Raw genomic sequence first — 20,449 nt, 5'->3', positions numbered from 1 at the left:
CAGGAGGTTTGGCAACTGGCCCCGAATAAGGCGTTAAGGCTTGGGTTTGGTCGGACGCTGTGTCAGCGACGGACGCACCATGCCCAGCAACTCATCGGCAATGTGGGCATTGCCTGCGTAGACGTGACCGCTGACGGGCCAGGGCTCTTCCTGATACAGGTCCTGACACACACCCTTGGCTTCACGCACCAGCAAGGTGCCAGCGGCAACGTCCCAAGGGGCCAGGCCCATTTCCCAGTAACCGTCGTAACGCCCACAAGCCACCCAGGCCAGATCCAGCGCGGCGGCACCCATGCGGCGCACACCACGGCTGACTGTAATGGAGGCGTTCAGGCTGGGCATGTATTGGTCGGAAAAAGAGAAGTCGCGGAAGGGAAAGCCTGTGGCCAATACCGAGTCCGCCAGTTTTTTCGATGAGGATGTCTGAATACGGCTGCCATTTAACCAGGCGCCCACACCGTACATGGCGGTAAACAGCTCTTCGCGATTGGGGTCGTAGACCACGGCAATGACCGGCGTGTCCTGGGCCAGAACGCCGTTATCCATTTGCGTGCCGGCCGGGGCAATCAGGGCAACTGAGACGGCATAATGAGGAATGCCGTGCAGGAAGTTGGTCGTGCCATCCAGCGGGTCGATATACCAGGTGGGACGGCCTGTATTCACGCCGCCGCTTTCCTCGGCCACGATATCAATGTCCGGGGTGCGTTCCATCAGCACGCTGATGCAGGCCTGCTCGGCTTCGTGATCGGCTTGCGACACCAGATCGTTGTGCATTTTGTTGCTGATCACCAGAGAGCTACGGTCCGACGCATAGGCTTGTAAAATAGCGGCGGCGGCATGGGCTGCGGTAACAGCAGCGTCCAGGCAGGCGCTGAGCGGTAAACGTGACAATGGCATGGCAATCCGGTTTTAAAAAAGAAAAGTCTGAAGCTGAGACTTTTCATTGTACGTGTTTGTTGGTGTCAGTTTGATTAAGGCCAGTTTAAGGGGTTAGAGCGTGTGTGAGTGTTGTTATGGGCAAGAAAATTAATGGCTGCCTCTGCGTTTGAGCCCCTGGTCCCGGCTGTTCTGGAATTCAATGAGCGTGGCGTGCCTGTCAGCGCGGTGTATCAGGATAGCTATCACCCGGCAGATGGCCCTTTGGGGCAGGCACGACGGGTGTTTCTGCACGGTAATGGTCTGCCCGAGCGTTGGCGGGGGCGATCCCAATTTACGATTTGTGAAACCGGCTTTGGACTGGGGGCCAGCTTTCTGGCTACCTGGCAGGCCTGGCGTCAGGACCCGGAGCGCAGCCAGCGGCTGCATTTCGTGTCGGTTGAGGCTCATCCTTTCCGCCATTCAGATTTGGCGATTCTGTACGCCCGCTTGCCCGAGGAGTTGCAGACCCAAGCCCAGGAACTGCTGGCAGCCTGGCCCATACTGGTGCCGGGCATACACAGGCTGGAGCTGGATAGGGGACAAGTCACACTGACCTTGGCCTTTGGGCAAGCCGAAACCATGATGCGCGAGTTGCACTGCCATGCGGACGCGTTTTACCTGGATGGCTTTGCGCCCCGTGGCAATCCTTCCATGTGGTCGCGGTCGGTCCTGGGGCAACTGGTGCGTCTGGCTGCGCCGGGGGCGACAGCGGCTTCCTGGTGCTGTGCCGGGCAGGTGCGACGTGATCTGGCCTCGGTAGGTTTTGAAGTGGAAAAAGTCCCCGGTGCCGGGGGGAAGTGGTGCACCATTCGCGCTCGCTTGCGTCCCCACCTGGGACGACGCAGCAATTTGCCACTACAGCAAGGGCGGGCGGTAGTGATTGGTGCCGGTTTGGCGGGGGCGACCTGTGCCTGGGAGTTGGCCCGCAAAGGTGTGCCCGTTCTGGTTTGTGATCCGGCACTGAGCCAGGGCCTGGATGCGACGCATCAAGGTCACCGTCTGGCTGCCATCTCCCCCGTGTTCGCCCTGGATGATGCCCCCTTGGCCCGCTTGAGCCGTAATGCTGTTCTGCATGCCTGGCAGGGCTGGAAAGACTTGCCGGAAGCGGCTCGCCCGCGTCGAGTCGGAACCTTGGTGTTTGGGCAGGCGGGCAATAGTGATGCCGAAATTCAGCAGGCGCTGGAGCGTTTGGCCTTGGACCAGGATTGGGTGCAATGGCTGGATCGTGAGCAGGGCTCGGCCTTGGCTGGGGTGCCGCTGCAAGGCGGTGGCCTGTATTTTCCGCAAGGCATGGTAGTGAATCCCGGTGCACTGGTGGCTCATCTGCTGGATCACCCCTTGATTCAATGTCTGCCAGAGCAGGTGTCCTTGCGAGCCGGCCAGGAGCCGGGGGTGTGGGATATCTGCAATCAGCAGGGGGAGCGCCTGGAAAGCAGCAATCGTGTAGTGATAGCCGCGGCAGCCCAAAGCCTGAGTTTGCTGCCCGACGAGTTCTTGGCCCAGCATCCTCTACCACGGTTGGCGGCCATGCAACGTCTGGCCGGGCAGGTGACATACTTGCCTGCCGACCAGGCTTTGACTCGTGGTGAAGTGACTTTAAGTGGTCAGGGCTATATCCTGCCTGTAGACCCGCAGGGGCAAGTTATCGGCAGCACCTACGAACGTTTTGGTGAATCTGCCCAGGTCAGCCGCCAGGGCCATCAGCAAAATATAGAAAAAGTTTCTGTCATGCTGGCCAATCCCGCTATGACGGTGGCAACACCTGCACAAGGATGGGCCGGTTGGCGCTGTGCTTTAAGTGATCATTTGCCCGTGATGGGTTTTGTGCCGGGCCTGCCCGGTGTGTTTATGGCTGCGGCTTACGGCTCACGTGGTTTGAGTTGGAGCCTGCTGGCAGCCAGTTTGTTTGCCGCTTATTGTCTGGAGGAACCCATTCCTTTGGAGCGGCGTTTGGAGCAAGCCTTAATACCTCGCTAAGGCCCTTTTTTCGAATTATTTCGGCGAAATGTGAAGCAACATTTTCCTTTGTAGCGCAAATACGTCAAAATAGTGGCCTTGTTAAGTAATCTTGAGCGTGACCCTGCGATCAGCATCGTGCCGTTCGCTCCACTCTGACGACGTGACACAATTGTTTAATCATCTGAGTTTGTTGACGACGAAACCGGCCCAGGCCGATTTCGCTTTTGTCGAAACCGATTTTGCGCTGCGCATCGAAGCTCATGCGCCGGGTGTTTTTCGTTTCCGCTGTATGCCGGCTACCCGGCTCGATAATGAAAAGCTCAGTACCCGTGCCAAAGCTTTGGGCGATATGCTGCTGGCCCGCCATGAGGCGGTCAGCGAATTTCAACTGGAAGCAGCCGATTCGGGCTGGCGGATTGAGCAGGGCGAGCTTGCCCTGCACATTCAGGCCAATCCGTGGCGCTTTGAGGTCCGGCGTGGCGAGCAACTGCTCTTGAGCAGTGGCGATCAGCCATTGATGCTCGAGCAGGAGCCCAATAGTTGCTGGCAGCTGGTTCTGGCCCTGGCCGAGGAAGACGCCCTGTATGGTTTGGGCGAAACCCTGGGCGAACTGGACCGCCGCGAGGAAACGGTTGATACCGATCGTCCGGACGACCGCAGCCTGCCTTTGCTCTGGAGCACCCAAGGCTGGGGTTTATACATCAATACCTTCGAGCGGGTTGAACATGATCTGGGTCAGCAAGACCTGGATGCGTACCGCGCTCGTGTACACGCTGCCGAACTGGATTTCTTCCTGTTCCTGGGTGATCCCAGCGAAATCATCAATCAGTACTCGGCCTTGACGGGTCGTGCCGGTCAGCCCGGTGTCACGCCTATGGGCTTGTGGCTGGATGGCGCTCAGGCGCAGGATGTAACGTCCTTGCGTGAGCTGGCCAATCAGTGCCGCGAGCGGGGTATTGCGCTGGATGTGGCCGTCTTGCCGCCACCGGAGCCTTACGATTTTCAGCAGGACAAGCCTACGCTGGAGTGGGATGCCGCCCGCATGGCTGACCCTCGCGACGCTTTCTCTGCCTTGCAGAATGATCAGTTGCAGCTGGCCGCCTGGACTCGTCCTTGCGTACTGGCGGGCACCAGCTTGTTCGAAGAGTGGGAAGATCGCGGTTGGTTGCTTATCAATGATGACGACGGCTGCGCCTATGTCTTCCCTGGCGATGAGCTAAGCGGTGGACGCGACTACGGTTTGCTGGACCTGACCCACAAAGACGTGTTCCGCATGTGGACCGAGCGCCAGCGTCAGATGGTCGACGATGGTCTGGGTGCCGTGCTGTGCAATGCCCGCTTTGATATTCCGGATGCCATCACCAGCCGTGGTGGCGAGTCGGGCGCCCTGTTGCGTGCGATTTACCCTGTGCTGGCACGTCAGGCCCTGTTTGATGCTGTTGCCGGTCACAAGACACCGCAAGAAGGCGTGGTTGCCAGCCGTGACTTGAGCCCATCTTCCCAGCGCTTTGCCTGGCAGTTGGGCCCGCAGGTGGAAAACACCTGGGCAGGTCTGACGCAATCCTTGAAGTCCGCCTTGGCTACCGGTAATAGCGGCGTGCCTATCCAGATTCATGGCTGGGGTAATGCGGCTGCATCGACTAGCGAAATGACGCCAGAACTGTATCTGCGTTGGTTGGCCATGTCGGTTTTCTCGGCAAACTTCAGTCTGCAAGGTATTCCTGCCTTGCGTCCTGATGCGTTTGATGAAGAAACCCAGGCTCAGGTTGCTCATTGGCTGGAGTGGCGTTTCCGTCTGGTGCCTTATGTATTGGGCATTATTGAAGACGCCGTGCGTACTGGCTTGCCGGTACAGCGCTCCATGGCTCAAAGCTTCCCGGCAGATGCCCAGGCTCGCTTGTGGGATACCCAGTATTTGTTGGGTCCTGCCTTGCTGGTGGCTCCTGTCTTGCAGCCCGGCCAGGATATCGAGGTTTATCTGCCTGAAGGCGATGCCTGGTGGGATCTGAGCACGGGCTGGCGCTATGAAGGCGGCACCATCCTGAAAATGACTGTGGGTCTGGATCGCTTGCCGGTCTTTGGCCGTGAAGGTCATATGCTGTGTCTGGGACCGGTGGTCAAGCATACATCCGAGTTCAACTCGGCTCGTTTGCTGGATGAAGTCTGGATGTTTGGCATGCCCGAGCACAGCCCGGTTGTGATGCGCAACAAGATTCGCGTCATGCAGATGCAGGGTTCCAGCTACATCAAGGGTCTGGAAGGATTGAAGATCCTGCCGTCCGAAGGGCTGGAGGTCAAACGCCGTGGTGCCGAGGTCCGTATTTCTCGTGCCCGTTAAGCGCTAGACGAACCTGATCGTCTTTGAATGCCTCCCGGCATTGGGGTCTGTCCTCAGTCTCGGGAGGCATTTTCTATTTTCAGCAGTAAATGCTCCTGGATAGATGTTCCGATTTTGTTTCTGAAACAGGGAAAAGGGCAGGGGCGGGGCCTTGGCAAGACGCTGTTTTCAGGTTTTTTAAAGAAAAACGCCTTTTTTCCAATTATTTTGCATTTAGTGCTTGACGGCTCCTTCTAATCAGGCCATAATTTCATCTTTCAGTCGGGGGTCGTTAGCTCAGTCGGTAGAGCAGCGGACTTTTAATCCGTTGGTCGCGCGTTCGAGTCGCGCACGACCCACCACTAAACTGAAACGTAGAAACAAGGCCGCTCTTAGCGGCCTTTTTCTTTGGGCGCTTGCCTTGCACAGCCAAGGTCACATCCGCGCATTGGCCGGTCGGAAATCTTGCTATACAGTGCAGCCCTCAGTATGGTTTCAATATTTCCTTGGGTTATATCTATCTGGTCATAGTCAAATTTGCTTTATGGTAAATTTCGCTTACAGCTCAGGCTTTTATAACTCGACTGACTAACTAGGCTGAGTTCATCTTGATTCGTCTTGAACACATCTCAAAAACCTATTCCCTGGCAGGCAAGACCGTTCATGCTTTGAACGACGTTTCCTTGCAGATTCACCAAGGAGAGGTCTTCGGTATTATTGGTCGCTCGGGTGCTGGGAAAAGTACGCTGATCCGCATGCTCAATCTGCTTGAGCAACCCAGTTCAGGTCAGGTCTGGGTACAGGATCAGGACATCACACGCTTTTCGGGTGCGCAGTTGCGCGCGTTCCGACAGGGCGTGGGTATGGTGTTCCAGCATTTCAATCTGCTCCATTCCCGCACGGTTCTGGATAATGTCTGTTTTCCTCTGCGCCTGGCAGGGGTGGATCGCGCCCAACGTCACGCTCGTGCTCTGGAAGTGCTGGAGCTGGTGGGCTTGAAGGACCATGCCAATAAGTATCCCCGTCAGTTATCGGGTGGACAACAGCAGCGCGTCGGTATTGCCCGTGCCCTGGCCAATCGGCCGCAGCTTTTGCTGTGCGACGAAGCGACCTCGGCGCTGGATCCAGAAACCACCCAGTCGATCTTGCGTTTGCTGCGTGAGATCAATCAGGAATTGGGGCTGACGATTGTCCTGATTACGCACGGCATGGACGTGATTCGCTCTGTCTGTGATCGGGTTGCCGTGATTGATGCCGGCAAGATCGTGGAGTGTGGTGAAGTGCTGGATGTGTTTCTGCACCCGCATCATCCCACTACGCAGTCCTTGCTCAGTGAAAGCGGCGTGAACGCTGACGACTGGCATGCCTTGGCAGAAGGTGTGCCCGGTAGTGTCCTGCGCTTGAGCGTGCGCGGTGTGGCGACAACGGAGCCTTTGATCAGCCGCATTACCAGCCAGCTGGGGCTGAATGTCAGCATCTTGCAGGGGGCCATTGGCCGCATCAAGACCGAGCCTTACGGACAACTGGTCGTGGCCGTGGAAGGCGATGCGCAGGCTAAAGCAGGGCTGGATGCCTTGCTGACTGAATTGAATGTCCAATTTGAGGTATTGCGACCATGAACTTTAGCAACCTGGATTGGGCGCTGATTGGTGAAGCCACGATTGATACCTTGTTGATGACGGGTATTTCGCTGGGCTTTACCGCAATTATTGGTTTGCCATTAGGCGTGCTGCTGTTTCTGACCAGCCGCAAGCAGATGCTGGACAATGCCTGGATCTACCAGAGCTTGTCCCTGATCGTGAATATCTTGCGGTCCGTGCCGTTCCTGATTCTCCTGATCGTCATTATTCCTTTGACGCGCATTCTGGCCGGTACGTCGTTGGGCGTGCAGGGCGCTATTCCACCCTTGGTCCTGAGCGCCGCGCCGTTTTTTGCCCGTTTGGTGGAAAACGTCCTGCGTGAACTGGACCCCGGTGTGAATGAGGCCTGCCGTGCCATGGGAGCGAACTCCCGTCAGACCGTCTTGCTGGCTTTGCTGCCTGAGGCGACGACTGGCATAGTGGCGGCCCTGATTGTGACCGCCATTGCCCTGGTGGGGTATTCGGCCATGTCCGGTGTGATCGGCGGCGGTGGCCTGGGTGACCTGGCCTTGCGCTTTGGTTATCAACGATATCAAACGGATGTCATGGTGGTGACCGTGACTATCCTGGTGGTGCTGGTGCAACTCCTGCAGGTGTTTGGAGACGCCATGGTGGCTCGCTTGAGCCGAAAATAAGTCCTGGCAGCTATCGTCATAGTCTTGCCTTTCTGAAACTGGAGTCGCTCATGTCTTTGAAGAAATTTGTTCCCGTGCTGGCCTTGTCCGTGTCGGCTCTGCTGGCCAGTGTGGCCCAAGCTGCCGAGACCCTGTCGGTTGCTGCTACCCCCGTGCCGCATGCCGAGCTGCTGGAGTTTGTGAAGCCTGCTTTGGCCAAGGAAGGTGTGAACCTGGATATCAAGGTGTTCACCGATTATGTGCAGCCCAACCAGCAAGTGGCTGACGGCCATATCGATGCCAACTTCTTCCAGCACAAACCTTACCTGGATACGTTCAACAAAGAACACAAAACCGATCTGGTGTCGGTGGCTGTGGTTCACGTTGAGCCCTTCGGTGCTTACTCCACCAAGATCAAGAGCCTGGATGAGCTGAAAGAAGGCGCGCTGGTGGCGATCCCTAACGATCCTTCCAACGGTGCCCGTGCCTTGCTGCTGCTGCAAAAAGCCGGTGTTCTGACTCTGAAAGATCCCTCCAACATTCTGGCAACCTCGCGTGATGTGGACCAGAACCCCAAGAAGCTGAAGTTCAAGGAGCTGGAAGCCGCTACCTTGCCTCGCGTTCTGGCTGATGTGGATATCGCCCTGATCAACACCAACTACGCGCTGGAAGCCGGTCTGAACCCCACCAAGGATGCTTTGGCTATCGAAGGTGCAGACTCCCCTTACGCCAACTTGATCGCTGTAGCTGCCAAGTCCAAGGATGACCCACGCGTGGCCAAGCTGATCCAGGCTCTGCATAGCGAAGACGTGAAGAAATTCATCGCTGACAAGTACAAAGGTTCTATTGTTCCTGCGTTCTGAATTTGAGTGTTGATACGACTCGCTGTATGAAAAAACCTCGGGATTTCCCGAGGTTTTTCTTTTTTTAAAACTATTAAATACAAACAGTTGTGCTGCTTCGGGTAGGATAGATCAACGCTGGGGCAGGTCATGAGCCTGCGCTGACTTGGGTAAAACATCGAACTGGCTGGTTTTTGGTCAGTCCCTACAGAGGAGTAACGGATGTTCAATAAGAAAATGAAAACCCTGATGGCCGGTTTGGCCTTGGCTTTGGCTTTGCCCGCTGGGCAGGCTCTGGCACAACAAGGCAAAGAGCTGGTGGTCGCAACCGATACGGCGTTTGTGCCTTTTGAGTTCAAGCAAAACGGTAAATACACCGGTTTTGACATCGACCTGTGGGATGCGGTCGCCAAGAAGGCCAATCTGAATTACCGCTTCCAGCCCATGGATTTCAACGGCATTATTCCGGGCCTGCAAACTCGCAATCTGGATGCTGCGCTGGCCGGGATCACCATTCGTGATGACCGCAAGCAAGTGATCGATTTCTCCGATCCTTACTACGAAAGCGGTCTGGCCATTCTGGTCAACACCGATAACTCGGCCATCAAGACTGCCTCCGATCTGGAAGGCAAGACTGTGGCGGTGAAGATCGGCACCGCCACGGTGGACTTCATGCAGCGCTCGGTTCCTACTGCCAAGCTCAAGCTGTTCCCCAATATCGACAATGCCTTCCTGGAGCTGGCAACTGGCCGTGTGGACGCGGTGGTGCACGATACGCCTAACGTGCAGTACTACGCCCAGACTGGCGGCAAAGATCGTGTGAAGGTCACTGGTGCCGTGAAAAGTGGTGACTTCTACGGTATTGCCTTTCCCAAGGACAGCGAACTGGTTCCGGTCGTGAACCAGGCTTTGAAAGATATTCGTGCTGATGGCACCTACGACAAAATCTACCAGAAATGGTTTGGTAAACAGCCTGAATAAACAGGCGTAAAGCCAAGCGCATGCCAAGCGGTGATCGCGTGTCGTAACGGGATCACCGCTTTTATTTTTTGACGCTCTGTTGTGGGCGTTTATTCAAAGACAAAGGTAGCACTGTGACTTTTGAATGGGACGCTATCTGGGGGGCTTTACCCAGCCTGCTGGAAGGTACAAAAATGACGCTGCTCATTACCCTTTTGGGGTTGGTGGGTGGCGCTATATTGGGTTTTCTGACCGGGGTGATTACCACCTATATTCGGGTACCGGTCACCTGGCGCCGAGCCGCCTTGTTCGTGTTGGGCGTGTTTGCACTGGGCTTTGCGCTCAAGGGCCTGTCCTGGCTGATGAGCAATTGGCTGAGCTTTGTGCCAGCCTGGATCTGGAGCTCCATACAGGCGCTGATCGCTCTGTCGCTATTGGGCTTTTTCAGACGCTATCTGTTGTATGTGCTCTCTTTCCTGTGCCAGCTTTACGTGCTGTTCATACGCGGCACGCCTATCGTGGTGCAGGTGATGTTCATCTACTTCGCACTGCCCATGCTGGCCAGTATCCGAATTGACGGGCTGACCGCGGCGATCTTTACCTTGATGATCAACTCCGGGGCCTATATTTCCGAGATTGTGCGTGGTGCCTTGCAATCTGTGCCCAAGGGCCTGAAAGAGGCCGGAGAGGCCATGGGCCTGCCATTTCACAAGATCTTGCGCCACATTATTGGACCGGTGGCGTTTCGCCGCATGATTCCCGCCATGGGTAACCAGTGCATCATCAGCTTGAAGGATTCTTCGCTATTTATTGTGATTGGGGTTGCTGAGCTGACTCGTCAGGGCCAGGAAATTATTGCGAACAACTTCCGTTCGGTGGAGATTTGGGGAGCGGTGGCGGTGATCTACCTGATCCTGACCAGCCTGATTGCCCTGACTCTGAAGTTTATTGAACATCGCATGAGGATTGTATGAGTATTGTCGAGTTCAAGAAGGTAACCAAGCGCTTTGGTGACAATATCGTGCTCGACGATATCAGTCTGAATATTGATAAAGGCGAAGTGGTTGTGGTGGTTGGCCCGTCCGGGTCGGGAAAATCCACCTTCCTGCGCTGCATCAACAAGCTGGAAGACATTCAGGCTGGCGATATCGTGGTCAATGGTTTGAGCGTCAATGGTACGCCCGCTCAGGTGCGCGACTTGCGCCGGGAAGCAGGGATGGTGTTCCAGCAGTTCAATCTGTTTCCACAGATGAGCGCTTTGGAAAACGTCATGTTCGGGCCTATCCATACGCGTGGCACCAGCCGCTCTCAGGCGCGTGAGGAAGCGACGGAGTTGCTGGCCAAGGTCGGCCTGGCCGAGCGTATGAATCATTATCCTAACGAGCTGTCCGGTGGCCAGCAGCAGCGGGTCGCCATTGCTCGTGCCCTGGCGATCAAACCCAAGCTGATGCTGTTTGATGAGCCTACCTCCGCACTGGACCCGGAACTGCGTCAGGAAGTGCTCAAGGTCATGCAGTTGCTGGCGGAAGAGGGCATGACCATGGTGGTGGTGACACATGAGATGGATTTTGCGCGTCGCGTGGGGAGCCGCCTGATCTTTATTGATCAGGGCAGGGTGGCACACGATGGCCCACCTGCGGAGTTGCTGAGTAATCCACCTAGCCAACGTTTGAAAGACTTTTTGCAGCACGTGGCTTAAGAGTCTGGCTGGATCGTCGGCTATAAAAAAGCCCTTCAGGATTCTGGCGATGAAGCCAAGGGCCTGAAGGGCTTTTTTGTGACTACCAGCCTGTGCGTGACAGGCTCGTGCTTATCGGGAAGGCGTCACGTAGATGGTGCGCGTGGCAACGACGCGGTTCGCACCATCCGGCTTGATGCGGATCGTGACCTGACGGGGCGTAAAGCCGGCTGGCAGTTCTACAGAGCCATTGATGTAGGCATAACGGCCGACGCTGACAGGCTGGCTGGGCAGGTCCACATTGCCGCTGCGACCATTGCTGTAGCGGCCAGCAGCAACCAACTCCATGGTGCCGGTGAATTCGGCGTCTTTGCCCTTGTCCTGCATCAGCAGCACAAAGTGGTTCAGTTGGCCGTCCGTAACCGAGAACTCGGCAGCGCGAATGCCCGGGGAGGTGCCGCGTGGGTCAGGAGGCATGGCATCGGCAAATAGCGCGATATCCTTTTCCAGCTTGGTGACCATGGCTTGCAGATCGCTGGTCTGTTTGCCCAGCTTGTCTTCCTTCTGGCTGACATCTTCAAGTTCGCGACTGGTCTGGTTCAACTGAGCCTGCAGGCGTTGCTTGTCAGCGTTGGCGCTGTTGAGGTCATAGTGCAGTTGTTCCGACTGCTCCACGGTCAGGCGCGTAGGGCCATAACTTTTTTGCAAGAACAGCAGGCCACCAGCACCTAGGGTAATACCTGTCAAAAGCAGGACAAACCAGCGTGGAATACGGCGTTTTCGACGGCTGGAGCCGTAGGCGGTGGGTTTGAATACGGTGCGTTTGGAGGAACCAAGCATGAGAACAGACGTTCCTGTCAGACAAGGGACTCAAAGCAAATCAAGTCCCGATTACAAAACCCATTAGCATAGACGTCATTGGGGCTATGGAGGCGGGATGGCTGGCTTTGTTGCCCTTTGTTGTGCTTGGAAACGTCTGCCAGCTAGCCTGGAAAATATCAGTTTACTGTGAGGGTGCTAACGATTCCAAGTGTTGGTTTAACTGGGCTAATCGTTCGGGGGTACCGACATCCATCCAGAAACCTTCATGCAGACTGCCCAGCACCTGCCGGCGCTCGATGGCGGCATGCAGCAGGGGGGCGGCTTTGGCAGGCTGATCTTTGGGCAGATGGGCAAAGAGTTCGGGTTTGTAGACCCCTATGCCGCTCAAGGTGGCGCTGCGGGCACCCGCAAGGGTTTTGGCGCATAGGTGCAATTGTCCTTCTTGCATGCCAAAGTCGCCTTCGGGGTGGTGGGGCGGATTGGGGGTCAGGATCAACCAGGCCTGCTCCGGGGCAGCTTGCAAACGTTCGGCCATGGCAAAGGCTTGGGCAGGATCCCAATCGGACCAGATATCGCCATTCATTAACAGGAAAGGCTGGCCCTGGAAAAAATCCAGTGCCTTGGCAATGCCACCGGCAGTTTCCAGGGCAGATGATTCAGGCGAGTAGCTCAGGCGCAGGCCCCATTGGCTGCCATCACCCAGAGTGGATTCAATCTGCTCACCCAGCCAGGCGTGGTTGATGATGACTTCTCGAAAGCCGGCTTTAGCCAGCGCGCGCAAGTGCCAGACGATGAGAGGCCGACCACCTGCCGGAATCAGGGGTTTGGGGCAGGTGTCGGTCAAGGGGCGCATGCGCTCGCCTCGACCGGCCGCCAGAATCATGGCGCGCATCAGACCGTCATGCCCAAAACAGTTTGGCGACCTTCCAGGCGGTTCAGCAGGCGCAGCAAACCGTTAAAGCACTCGTAGCGGCTGGCCACCTGATGTACATAGCCCAGCAGGCGGGGCATATGGTCCAGATAATGATGTTTGCCGTCACGCAGAGAGAGGCGGGCAAACACACCCAGAATGCGCAGATTGCGTTGCAGGCCCATCCATTCGTATTGCTGGTGGAACACGGCAAAGTCGGCAGGCACATCCAGGCCGGCTTCCATGGCGGCTTGCCAGTAGCGAATTGCCCAGTCCAGTTGCTGCTCTTCCGTCCAGGTAACACGCGCGTCCATCACCAGGGAGGCAATGTCATAGGTGATGGGGCCAGCCAGGGCGTCCTGGTAGTCGATAACACCGGGCTCGCTTTGGCCGGGCAGGGGCATCATCAAATTAGGGCTGTGGAAATCCCGGTGCACGAGTACAGTAGCGCTTTGCACATTGGCCTGAACCAGCTCGGCAAAGGTTTTGCGCAACATCTCCTGATCTTTTTCGCTTAGTTCAAACTGGCGATGTTTTTGGATGTACCACTCGGGGAACACCTGTAGTTCTTCCAGCAAACGCTGTTCGTTGTAGGGAGGCAAACCCGTGGTGTCGGCTTGTTGCAATTTCACCAAGGTCAACAGCGTACTGCGGTACAGTTTGTCCAGCTCGCTTTGCGGCATGGGGGTTTTCAGTGCGGTCTGGAAATTGTCCTGACCCAGATCGCTGAGCAGCAAAAAGCCTTGTTCAGTGTCTGCTGCCAGGATTTCGGGCACGTGGATGCCCGTCGGTGCCAGCAGTTCGGTAACGTGCACAAAGGGCTTGCAGTCTTCCGTGGCCGGAGGCGCATCCATCAAAACGACGGTTCGGTCCAGGGCTTGCAGGCGAAAGTAACGACGAAAGCTGGCGTCGCTGGAGGCCGCTTGCAGGCTGTCCAGATCCAGTCCAAACCGGGACTTCAGGGTGTTCAGCCAGGTAATTGCTTGCTGCAAACGAGGGTCGGTAGCGGCAGAAATAGAAGCAGACATAAATAAGGGGAAGCAGAAGATCGTAACGGATTAGTGTTTAGCAGTGCCGCTAAACGGCAGGCTTAACTATAATACCGGGTCGCCAGGGTTTTTCATCTCTGGTGGAACAAATGCAGGACATAAATGCAGGACACAACTGGAGGCGCAGTCTTAGTGCGAGTTGCGGCGTGGTATATCGTGTTGATGATGACAGGCATGGGGGTCGCCCAGGCTCAGTCGTCCGTGCGTCCGTCTTTAAAGACGTCCCCCGGTTTGCAAGTGCGCAAGCTCCAGGAAGAGGATATGGCCGTCTATCTGATAGGCGACCAGATGAAAACACTGGAAGATGGCACCTTGCGTCTGGAAGGCGGTGCTCAGGTCCGGCGCATTGATTCTGTCGTCAAAGGCGACCGGATCGACTATCAGGAAAAAACCGGCCAGGTGGAAGTACGTGGCAACGGCCTGATCATGCGTGATGGGGCCCTGGTGCGCAGCCCGGAGTTTGATTACAACCTGGACGCGGATACAGGGCGCATGTCGTCCCCGGAGTTCTGGCTGGGGGCCACCGGCGGTAGCGGTACCGCGACGCAGGCTGATATTCTCAGTTCCAACCATATGCGGCTATCCGATGTGAATTACTCGGGTTGTCCATGTCCTGAGCCTGCCTGGTATATCCAGTCGCCCAAGGTTGATCTGTATTCCAAGGAAAACGAAGGGGTGGCGCGTAATGGCGTCTTGTACTTCAAGGGTATGCCCCTGTTGTATTCTCCCTACCTGACCTTTCCGCTCCGTAAAGAGCGCAAGTCCGGTTTCCTCTTGCCTACTTACGGCATGACGACGCGGGGTGGTGTAGACCTGAGCGTGCCGTATTACCTGAATCTGGCCCCTAATTACGACGCCACCCTGACGCCCCGCTTCATGGCTAAACGCGGCGCCATGTTGGGGGGAGAATTCCGTTATCTGGGTGACAGCTTCTCCGGAGAGTTGACCGGTAACTATCTGCCTGATGACAAGGAGCTGGGTTACAAGCGTTGGCTGTTCATGGGGCAATATCGCCAGAACCTGCCTGCCAGCTTCTATTTGAATGCGGATATCCGCCGTGTCTCGGATGATGATTACTTCCGTGACTTCAGCAGCTTTGGATTGAACGATTCCACCATTCAGGATCTGGCCAGTACGGTGACTCTGGGTTGGGGCGGTTCCAAGTATTTCCGCTCTCACGTCAGTGCGACGCGGTATCAGACCCTGCAGGATTCTTCTACTGGATATCGTCAGCCACAGTACGACAAATTGCCTGAGTGGTATTTGGGTGCATCCCGTTATAACTGGGGTGGCTTTGATGTAGTCAGCGATAACTACGCAACCCGTTTCCGTTTGCCGTTTTACAGTGGCAATCTAAGCGAATTTGACAGCATGCGCAGTACCCGTCTGGCTCCAGATGGTACGCGTTTCTCGTCCTACACAACGGTGGCTTATCCTATCGTTCGCCCAGGCTGGTACATCACGCCCAAAGCGGGCCTGCACATGAGCCAGTACCAGACAGACTGGTATGTGGGTGATCCTAATATGGCGCGTTTCGCGGACCGGGCCCGTACGCAAAGTCGTGTTTTGCCTATCCTGTCCCTGGATACCGGCATGACCTTCGAGCGTGACACCACCTTGTTTGGCAACGACTCCATTCAAACCCTGGAGCCGCGTGTTTACTATCTGTACGTGCCTTATCGCGACCAATCCTCGCTGCCCTTGTACGACACCAGTCTGGCCAGTTTCAACTTTGCCCAGGCTTTCAGTGAAAACATTTTCTCCGGTGGTTGGGACCGTATCTCCAATGCAAACCAGGTCACCGTCGGCCTGACGTCCCGCTGGCTGGATGCTGACACGGGCTATGAGCGTCTGGTTCTGCAGGCTGCTCAGCGCTTGTATTTTGATAAGCAAACCGTAACACTGGGCGCTGAAAAAGCGCGTACCAGCACCCGCTCAGACTATCTGGTCGGTGCCAGTGCGGCTTTGACCAATACGTTCTCGGTCAACTTCGATGCGCAGTTCAATCCAGACGAAAAACGCCGCAACCGTCTGGCCTCCGGTATTCGTTGGCGTCCTAAACGCCTGGCAACACTGGGTGTGAACTATCGTTATGAGCGTGACCCCCGTCAAGTCGTTGACCCCAACTTCACGCCGACTGATGAAGATCATCGTGGCAAGGAATACGTCTCCATGACGGGCCAATGGCCGTTGAGCAACAAGGTGTACGCTGTGGGACGTTACGATTATTCCATCCAGGAAAGCCGTGGCACGCAAACGGTGCTGGGGCTGGAGTATAAAGGCGACTGTTGTTGGGCGGCTCGTGTGGTGATGCAACGCTATGCGGTTTCGGCCAGGGAAACCAATAAGGCCCTGTTCTTCCAGCTGGAGCTATCCGGTTTGGGCGGAATTGGCAACGACCCTATCAAAATGCTGCGTGACCGTGTGATTGGCTATGAACCCGTCACCAATCCCGTACAGGAAAAAATGATTCATGAGAGGTATGAATAATATGCGTTTCAGCTTGAAAAACCGTACCCTGTCATTGGCTTTGATGGCCGTCATGGGGCTGGGCACGGCTCAAATGGCTCAGGCGCAGTCCAAGCCCGCTGCAGCCAAGGCGGCACCCGCTGCTTCCTCCCAGTTTGTGGATGGCATTGCTGCCGTGGTCAATGACGAGGTGATTACCCTGCGTCAGGTTGATCTGGAAGCCGCACAGGTGCTGGAACAGTTAAAGCAGCAGAAAATTCCTGCTCCTGATCATGACATCTTGCGCAAACAGGTTTTGCAACGGCTGATCAATGAGCGCCTGGAGCAGCAGGAAGCTCGCGCCATGGGGATTTCAGTCGGTCCACAGCAAGTGGATGAAGGTGTGCGCATGATTGCTTCGCGCAACAATATGACCGAAGCCCAGTTGCGAGCCGAGATTGAAAAGAATGGCATTAGCTGGGAGCAGTACCGTGCCAATCTGAAGCAGGAAATCCTGCTGGATCAGTTGCGCATGCGTGCGGTCGACAGCAGCATCAATATTACGGACGCCGACATTGATATTTACCTGCGCTCTCAAGGTGGCGCAGGTTTGGGCAATTTGGGGCAATCGGCGGCACAGGCGCAAAATGCACCTGTCAGTCTGGCGCAGATCCTGGTGCGAGTGCCTGAAGGCGCGAACTCCAGCGAAGAAGCGCGTTTGCGGACCAAAGCAGAGGGCCTGCTGGCCCAGGTTCGTTCCGGCGCAGACTTTGCCGGTTTGGCTGCCTCCAACTCGGATGGTCAAGAGGCCCTGAGCGGTGGTGCGTTGGGAACTCGTTCCTTGTCCGACTGGCCTGACTTATTTGCACAAGCTGTCCATAACCTGGCCCCCGGCCAGGTTTCCGACCTGATTCGCAGTGGTCAAGGTTTCCATATTCTGAAGGTGCTGGAGCGAGGCGGTGCTGCGCCTGGCAATACTTCGCCTGTGCCCAGTGCGGCATCGGCGCAGTCCGGTCCCATGATGGTGACGCAGACTCATGCTCGCCATATTCTGGTCAAGCTGTCCAAGGTTATGACTTCCGAACAGGCTCGTCAGCGTATTGAGCAACTGCAAGTGCGTTTGCGCAATGGCGAGTCCTTCGAGGATCTGGCCAAGCGGTACTCGGAAGACAGCAGCGCACCACAAGGTGGTGATTTGGGTTGGCTCTCGCCTGGCGAGACTGTGCCTCCGTTCGAGCAAGCCATGGACAAGCTGCAACCCGGCAACGATACCGCCGTGGTGGAGTCCCAGTTTGGCTGGCACCTGATCCAGGTGATCGAGCGCCGTACCCGCAATATGGAAGGTGAGTACAAGCGCATGCAGGCCCGTCAGGCTCTGTTCCAGCAGCGTGCCGAGCCAGCTTTCGAGGACTGGCTGAACAGCCTGCGCGGCCGCGCTTACATTGATAACCGTTTGGACCCCGAGTCCAGCACCCGCCGTCGCTAAGGATAAGTATGGCCCAGCATCAGGCGCGCAAGCGCTTTGGACAGAACTTTCTGGAAGATGAGGCCATCATCGACCAGATCATCCGTGCGATTGGCCCTCGGCCTGTCGATAATATGGTGGAAATTGGTCCGGGCCTCTCGGCCCTGACCCGACCGCTGACGCAGGCGCTGGAGCGTTTGCGTGTGGTCGAGATTGACCGTGATCTGGCTGCCCGTCTGCGTAATCACTATTCGCCCAGCAAGCTGGAAATCATTGAGGCTGATGCCTTGAGTGTGGACTTCGGTGCTTTAGGCCCGAATCTGCGTATTGTGGGTAATCTGCCGTACAACATCTCCAGCCCCTTGCTCTTTCATTTGCTGGACTATGCCGATGCCGTGGTGGATCAGCACTTCATGCTGCAACGCGAAGTGATTGATCGCATGGTCGCCAAACCCGGCTCTTCAGACTACAGCCGCCTGTCGGTGATGCTGCAGGCACGCTATCGCATGGTGAAGTTGTTTGAAGTGCCGCCCGAGGCATTCAACCCACCACCGCGTGTTGTGTCGGCAGTCGTGCGTATGGTGCCTTTGGCGGCAGATCGTCCCCAGGCGCGTGACGCGCGTGTATTCAGTCAGGTTGTGGCGCGGGCCTTCTCGCAAAAACGCAAGATGTTGCGCGGTGGCCTGGGTGACTGGACGGCTCATATCGACTGGGAGGCGCTGGAAATTGCACCTACCAGCCGTCCGGCTGATTTGTCCCTGGCACAGTACATTGCCCTGGCCGATCACCTGATGGATAAGGGCGTTATCCAAGCCGCCTGATAGACAAAACTCCATAATGAACGACACCCCAAAACAGGATATAGATTCCGTTTTGGGGTGTTTTTTTATGAGGGACACCGTTGAGGCCATACGGAATGATCGGCCATTCCTGGTTGAGTCTGCAGTGGCAGAGTTTCCTGCCCTCATGCAGAGCCCTGACTTCTAGCCAAAGAACCAATAACAAACCGCAATCGAGGCCAGCACGCCTGCCAGATCAGCAATCAAGGCGCAGGAAACCGCGTGGCGGGCACGTTGGATGCCGACCGCACCAAAGTAGACCGCCAGCACATAGAAAGTTGTCTCTGTGCTGCCCTGCACGGTCGCACCCAGCAGGGCCGGGAAGCTGTCCACGCCGTGATGCTGCATGGTTTCAATCAACAGGGCACGAGCGGCACCGGCTGAAAAGGGTTTGACCAGAGCTGTAGGCAAGGCATCAATAAAACGCGTATCCAGTCCGGTCAGGTTCACCAGCCAGCGGATCACGTCCAGCACGATATCCAGAGCGCCAGAGCTGCGTAGCACGCCCACAGCGCACAGCATGGCCACCAGATAGGGCAACAGATCCCTGGCGACGCCAAAGCCTTCTTTAGCACCTTCTACAAAGGCCTCATACAGAGGAATCTTGCGTCGCCAGCCCATCAGCAGGAAAAGCCAGATGATGGACAGCAAGGTCAGGTTGCCCATCAGAGAGGACAGCGACTGGATGGCTGCCGCACTGAGTGTTGCCAGCAAGGCCATGAAAGAGCCCAGGATCAGCGCAAAAACGCCGAACCACAGCATCAGAACGGGATCAAATAAACGCAGGCGCTGAACCAGGGCAACGCTGAGCAAGCCCGCCAGGGAAGAGGCGGTGGTGGCCAGCAGAATGGGCAGGAACACCATTGTAGGATCGGGTGCACCTTGTTGAGCCCGGTACATGAAGATGCTGATGGGGATCAGCGTCAGCGACGAGGCATTCAGCACCAGAAACAGGATCTGTGCATTGGTCGCGGTGTCCGGATGCGGGTTCAGTGTTTGCAGGGACTTCATGGCTCGCAAGCCTATAGGCGTGGCGGCATTGTCCAGACCCAGGCCATTGGCCGCGAAGTTCAGAGTGATCAGCCCCAGAGCGGGGTGACCGGCAGGCACGCCGGGCATCAGGCGGCTGAACAAGGGGCCTAGCCAGCGGGCCAGGGTGTCGATCAGCCCGGCCTTCTCGGCAATCTTCAAGAAACCCAACCACAGGGTGAGCGTGCCAAAAAGCAGCAGCATCAGTTGCACGGACAGGGCGGCCATATCGAACAGGCTGCGCACCATCTGCGCAAAAATTTCGCTATTTCCCCCGACCAGCCACTGGTAAAACCCGCTGACGGCGGCAATCAGGAAGAAAAACAGCCAAAGAGTATTGAGCATAGTGTTGGCAGAAAACAGGGCAGGGAAAAGCCAAGCTAGATTGTCGCAGAATACAGGCGGGTTTTAGCGGCTACGGTATGTAAGGGTAGCGGCACAAATAGTCGCAAAATATGATTCAGGCACCTTTGTGCCAAGTTGAACAATTAGGGGGAAGCATAAAAAAAACCGGCCAGTTAAGGCCGGTTCTGTTTGCTTTAATCCACGCGCCCTTTGGCCTGGATCAGTTCAATCTTGTAGCCGTCCGGATCTTCTACAAAAGCAATCACGGTGGTGCCGTGCTTCATCGGGCCTGCTTCGCGTACGACTTTGCCGCCACGAGCCTTGATGTCCTCACAGGCTTTGTAGGCATCAGGCACTTCCAGTGCAATGTGGCCATAGCCGTCGCCCAGATCGTAGGAGGGGGTGTCCCAGTTGTGGGTCAGCTCCAATACGGCGGCTTCGGACTCGTCCTGATAGCCAACAAAAGCCAGGGTGAAGCGGCCGTCCGGGTAGTCGGACTGGCGCAGCAATTTCATGCCCAGCACTTCGGTGTAAAAGGCCAGAGAACGGTCCAGATTGCCGACACGCAGCATGGTGTGCAGGATACGCATAAGGTAGAGCTCCTAGAGTTCAAC

The 20,449-nt window shown here is 56.4% G+C and carries 17 protein-coding genes and 1 tRNA gene; 12 read left to right on the top strand and 6 right to left on the bottom strand.

Going from position 1 to position 20,449, the window contains the following annotated elements:
- Nucleotides 1-33 precede the first annotated feature (33 nt).
- A complete protein-coding gene (locus MID00_RS03405) occupies nt 34-897 on the bottom strand; it encodes an inositol monophosphatase family protein (RefSeq protein WP_254499696.1) in 864 nt (287 codons plus the stop codon).
- 132 nt (nt 898-1,029) lie between these two features.
- Between MID00_RS03405 and mnmC the strand changes: the two genes are divergently transcribed.
- The 9 genes from mnmC to glnQ all read left to right on the top strand — a co-directional run bounded on the left by mnmC (nt 1,030) and on the right by glnQ (nt 10,949).
- A complete protein-coding gene (gene mnmC / locus MID00_RS03400) occupies nt 1,030-2,895 on the top strand; it encodes an FAD-dependent 5-carboxymethylaminomethyl-2-thiouridine(34) oxidoreductase MnmC (protein ID WP_254499695.1) in 1,866 nt (621 codons plus the stop codon).
- A 151-nt stretch (nt 2,896-3,046) separates the two neighbouring features.
- Nucleotides 3,047-5,215 (top strand): glycoside hydrolase family 31 protein, encoded by a 2,169-nt coding sequence (locus MID00_RS03395; protein WP_254499694.1) that lies wholly within the window; start codon nt 3,047-3,049, stop codon nt 5,213-5,215.
- 265 nt (nt 5,216-5,480) lie between these two features.
- Nucleotides 5,481-5,556: transfer RNA gene (locus MID00_RS03390), tRNA-Lys, on the top strand.
- Between the two features lie 246 nt (nt 5,557-5,802).
- Complete coding sequence (locus MID00_RS03385) at nt 5,803-6,813, top strand: methionine ABC transporter ATP-binding protein (protein ID WP_254499693.1); 1,011 nt, start codon at nt 5,803-5,805, stop codon at nt 6,811-6,813.
- Nucleotides 6,810-7,469, top strand: a complete 660-nt coding sequence (locus tag MID00_RS03380) for a methionine ABC transporter permease (RefSeq protein ID WP_022983463.1) — start codon at nt 6,810-6,812, stop codon at nt 7,467-7,469. The genes MID00_RS03385 and MID00_RS03380 overlap by 4 nt, the downstream gene beginning before the upstream one ends.
- 50 nt (nt 7,470-7,519) lie before the next feature.
- On the top strand, nt 7,520-8,311 hold the full coding sequence (locus tag MID00_RS03375; protein ID WP_009455007.1) for a MetQ/NlpA family ABC transporter substrate-binding protein: 792 nt from the start codon (nt 7,520-7,522) through the stop codon (nt 8,309-8,311).
- 201 nt (nt 8,312-8,512) lie between these two features.
- Nucleotides 8,513-9,271, top strand: coding sequence for a glutamine ABC transporter substrate-binding protein GlnH (gene glnH, locus MID00_RS03370; protein WP_009455006.1), 759 nt, complete (start codon nt 8,513-8,515; stop codon nt 9,269-9,271).
- A gap of 113 nt (nt 9,272-9,384) precedes the next feature.
- On the top strand, nt 9,385-10,224 hold the full coding sequence (locus MID00_RS03365) for an ABC transporter permease subunit (protein WP_226348914.1): 840 nt from the start codon (nt 9,385-9,387) through the stop codon (nt 10,222-10,224).
- Nucleotides 10,221-10,949, top strand: a complete 729-nt coding sequence (gene glnQ, locus MID00_RS03360; RefSeq protein WP_009454997.1) for a glutamine ABC transporter ATP-binding protein GlnQ — start codon at nt 10,221-10,223, stop codon at nt 10,947-10,949. Before MID00_RS03365 ends, glnQ begins: the two co-directional genes overlap by 4 nt.
- A gap of 111 nt (nt 10,950-11,060) precedes the next feature.
- On the opposite strand, the gene MID00_RS03355 is transcribed toward glnQ, so the two are convergent.
- The 3 genes from MID00_RS03355 to MID00_RS03345 form a co-directional block, all read right to left on the bottom strand.
- The gene (locus MID00_RS03355; protein WP_250756767.1) at nt 11,061-11,768 is read right to left on the bottom strand and encodes a hypothetical protein; all 708 of its coding nucleotides are present in this window, start codon (nt 11,766-11,768) and stop codon (nt 11,061-11,063) included.
- 163 nt (nt 11,769-11,931) lie between these two features.
- Nucleotides 11,932-12,642 (bottom strand): N-acetylmuramate alpha-1-phosphate uridylyltransferase MurU, encoded by a 711-nt coding sequence (gene murU, locus MID00_RS03350; protein ID WP_254499692.1) that lies wholly within the window; start codon nt 12,640-12,642, stop codon nt 11,932-11,934.
- Complete coding sequence (locus tag MID00_RS03345; RefSeq protein ID WP_250756769.1) at nt 12,642-13,688, bottom strand: aminoglycoside phosphotransferase family protein; 1,047 nt, start codon at nt 13,686-13,688, stop codon at nt 12,642-12,644. Before MID00_RS03345 ends, murU begins: the two co-directional genes overlap by 1 nt.
- A 123-nt stretch (nt 13,689-13,811) precedes the next feature.
- Here MID00_RS03345 and MID00_RS03340 point away from each other — a divergent pair, with 123 nt between their 5' ends.
- Genes MID00_RS03340 through rsmA form a run of 3 tightly spaced genes read left to right on the top strand, consistent with a single transcriptional unit; the run spans nt 13,812 to nt 18,443 of the window.
- On the top strand, nt 13,812-16,199 hold the full coding sequence (locus tag MID00_RS03340; protein ID WP_254499691.1) for an LPS-assembly protein LptD: 2,388 nt from the start codon (nt 13,812-13,814) through the stop codon (nt 16,197-16,199).
- The gene (locus MID00_RS03335) at nt 16,192-17,643 is read left to right on the top strand and encodes a peptidylprolyl isomerase (RefSeq protein WP_319002403.1); all 1,452 of its coding nucleotides are present in this window, start codon (nt 16,192-16,194) and stop codon (nt 17,641-17,643) included. Before MID00_RS03340 ends, MID00_RS03335 begins: the two co-directional genes overlap by 8 nt.
- Nucleotides 17,644-17,651: 8 nt before the next feature.
- Nucleotides 17,652-18,443, top strand: a complete 792-nt coding sequence (gene rsmA / locus MID00_RS03330) for a 16S rRNA (adenine(1518)-N(6)/adenine(1519)-N(6))-dimethyltransferase RsmA (RefSeq protein WP_250756771.1) — start codon at nt 17,652-17,654, stop codon at nt 18,441-18,443.
- Nucleotides 18,444-18,605: 162 nt separating this feature from the next.
- Here rsmA and MID00_RS03325 read toward each other — a convergent pair whose 3' ends face one another.
- Together MID00_RS03325 and gloA are read right to left on the bottom strand one after the other, a co-directional pair.
- Nucleotides 18,606-19,835 (bottom strand): nucleoside recognition domain-containing protein, encoded by a 1,230-nt coding sequence (locus tag MID00_RS03325; RefSeq protein ID WP_250756772.1) that lies wholly within the window; start codon nt 19,833-19,835, stop codon nt 18,606-18,608.
- 194 nt (nt 19,836-20,029) lie between these two features.
- Nucleotides 20,030-20,425 carry a lactoylglutathione lyase gene (gene gloA / locus MID00_RS03320; RefSeq protein WP_035271035.1) on the bottom strand — a complete coding sequence of 132 codons (396 nt, stop codon included), beginning with the start codon at nt 20,423-20,425 and terminating at the stop codon, nt 20,030-20,032.
- Nucleotides 20,426-20,449 lie beyond the last annotated feature (24 nt).

This window comes from Alcaligenes sp. NLF5-7 (genome assembly GCF_024266725.1).
GTDB classification, from domain to species: domain Bacteria; phylum Pseudomonadota; class Gammaproteobacteria; order Burkholderiales; family Burkholderiaceae_B; genus Alcaligenes; species Alcaligenes phenolicus.
The sequence above is the reverse complement of the archived record's forward strand: the minus strand, read 5'-3'. Positions and strand labels throughout refer to the sequence as shown.

What these genes read in the sequence shown, in the direction of transcription:
- MID00_RS03345 (WP_250756769.1), bottom strand. Translation starts at nt 13,688, where the DNA reads ATGTCTGCTTCTATTTCTGCCGCTACCGACCCTCGTTTGCAGCAAGCA.
- glnH (WP_009455006.1), top strand. Translation starts at nt 8,513, where the DNA reads ATGTTCAATAAGAAAATGAAAACCCTGATGGCCGGTTTGGCCTTGGCT.
- murU (WP_254499692.1), bottom strand. Translation starts at nt 12,642, where the DNA reads ATGCGCGCCATGATTCTGGCGGCCGGTCGAGGCGAGCGCATGCGCCCC.
- glnQ (WP_009454997.1), top strand. Translation starts at nt 10,221, where the DNA reads ATGAGTATTGTCGAGTTCAAGAAGGTAACCAAGCGCTTTGGTGACAAT.
- MID00_RS03325 (WP_250756772.1), bottom strand. Translation starts at nt 19,835, where the DNA reads ATGCTCAATACTCTTTGGCTGTTTTTCTTCCTGATTGCCGCCGTCAGC.
- rsmA (WP_250756771.1), top strand. Translation starts at nt 17,652, where the DNA reads ATGGCCCAGCATCAGGCGCGCAAGCGCTTTGGACAGAACTTTCTGGAA.
- MID00_RS03405 (WP_254499696.1), bottom strand. Translation starts at nt 897, where the DNA reads ATGCCATTGTCACGTTTACCGCTCAGCGCCTGCCTGGACGCTGCTGTT.
- MID00_RS03335 (WP_319002403.1), top strand. Translation starts at nt 16,192, where the DNA reads ATGAATAATATGCGTTTCAGCTTGAAAAACCGTACCCTGTCATTGGCT.
- MID00_RS03340 (WP_254499691.1), top strand. Translation starts at nt 13,812, where the DNA reads ATGCAGGACACAACTGGAGGCGCAGTCTTAGTGCGAGTTGCGGCGTGG.
- MID00_RS03380 (WP_022983463.1), top strand. Translation starts at nt 6,810, where the DNA reads ATGAACTTTAGCAACCTGGATTGGGCGCTGATTGGTGAAGCCACGATT.
- MID00_RS03355 (WP_250756767.1), bottom strand. Translation starts at nt 11,768, where the DNA reads ATGCTTGGTTCCTCCAAACGCACCGTATTCAAACCCACCGCCTACGGC.
- mnmC (WP_254499695.1), top strand. Translation starts at nt 1,030, where the DNA reads ATGGCTGCCTCTGCGTTTGAGCCCCTGGTCCCGGCTGTTCTGGAATTC.
- MID00_RS03375 (WP_009455007.1), top strand. Translation starts at nt 7,520, where the DNA reads ATGTCTTTGAAGAAATTTGTTCCCGTGCTGGCCTTGTCCGTGTCGGCT.
- gloA (WP_035271035.1), bottom strand. Translation starts at nt 20,425, where the DNA reads ATGCGTATCCTGCACACCATGCTGCGTGTCGGCAATCTGGACCGTTCT.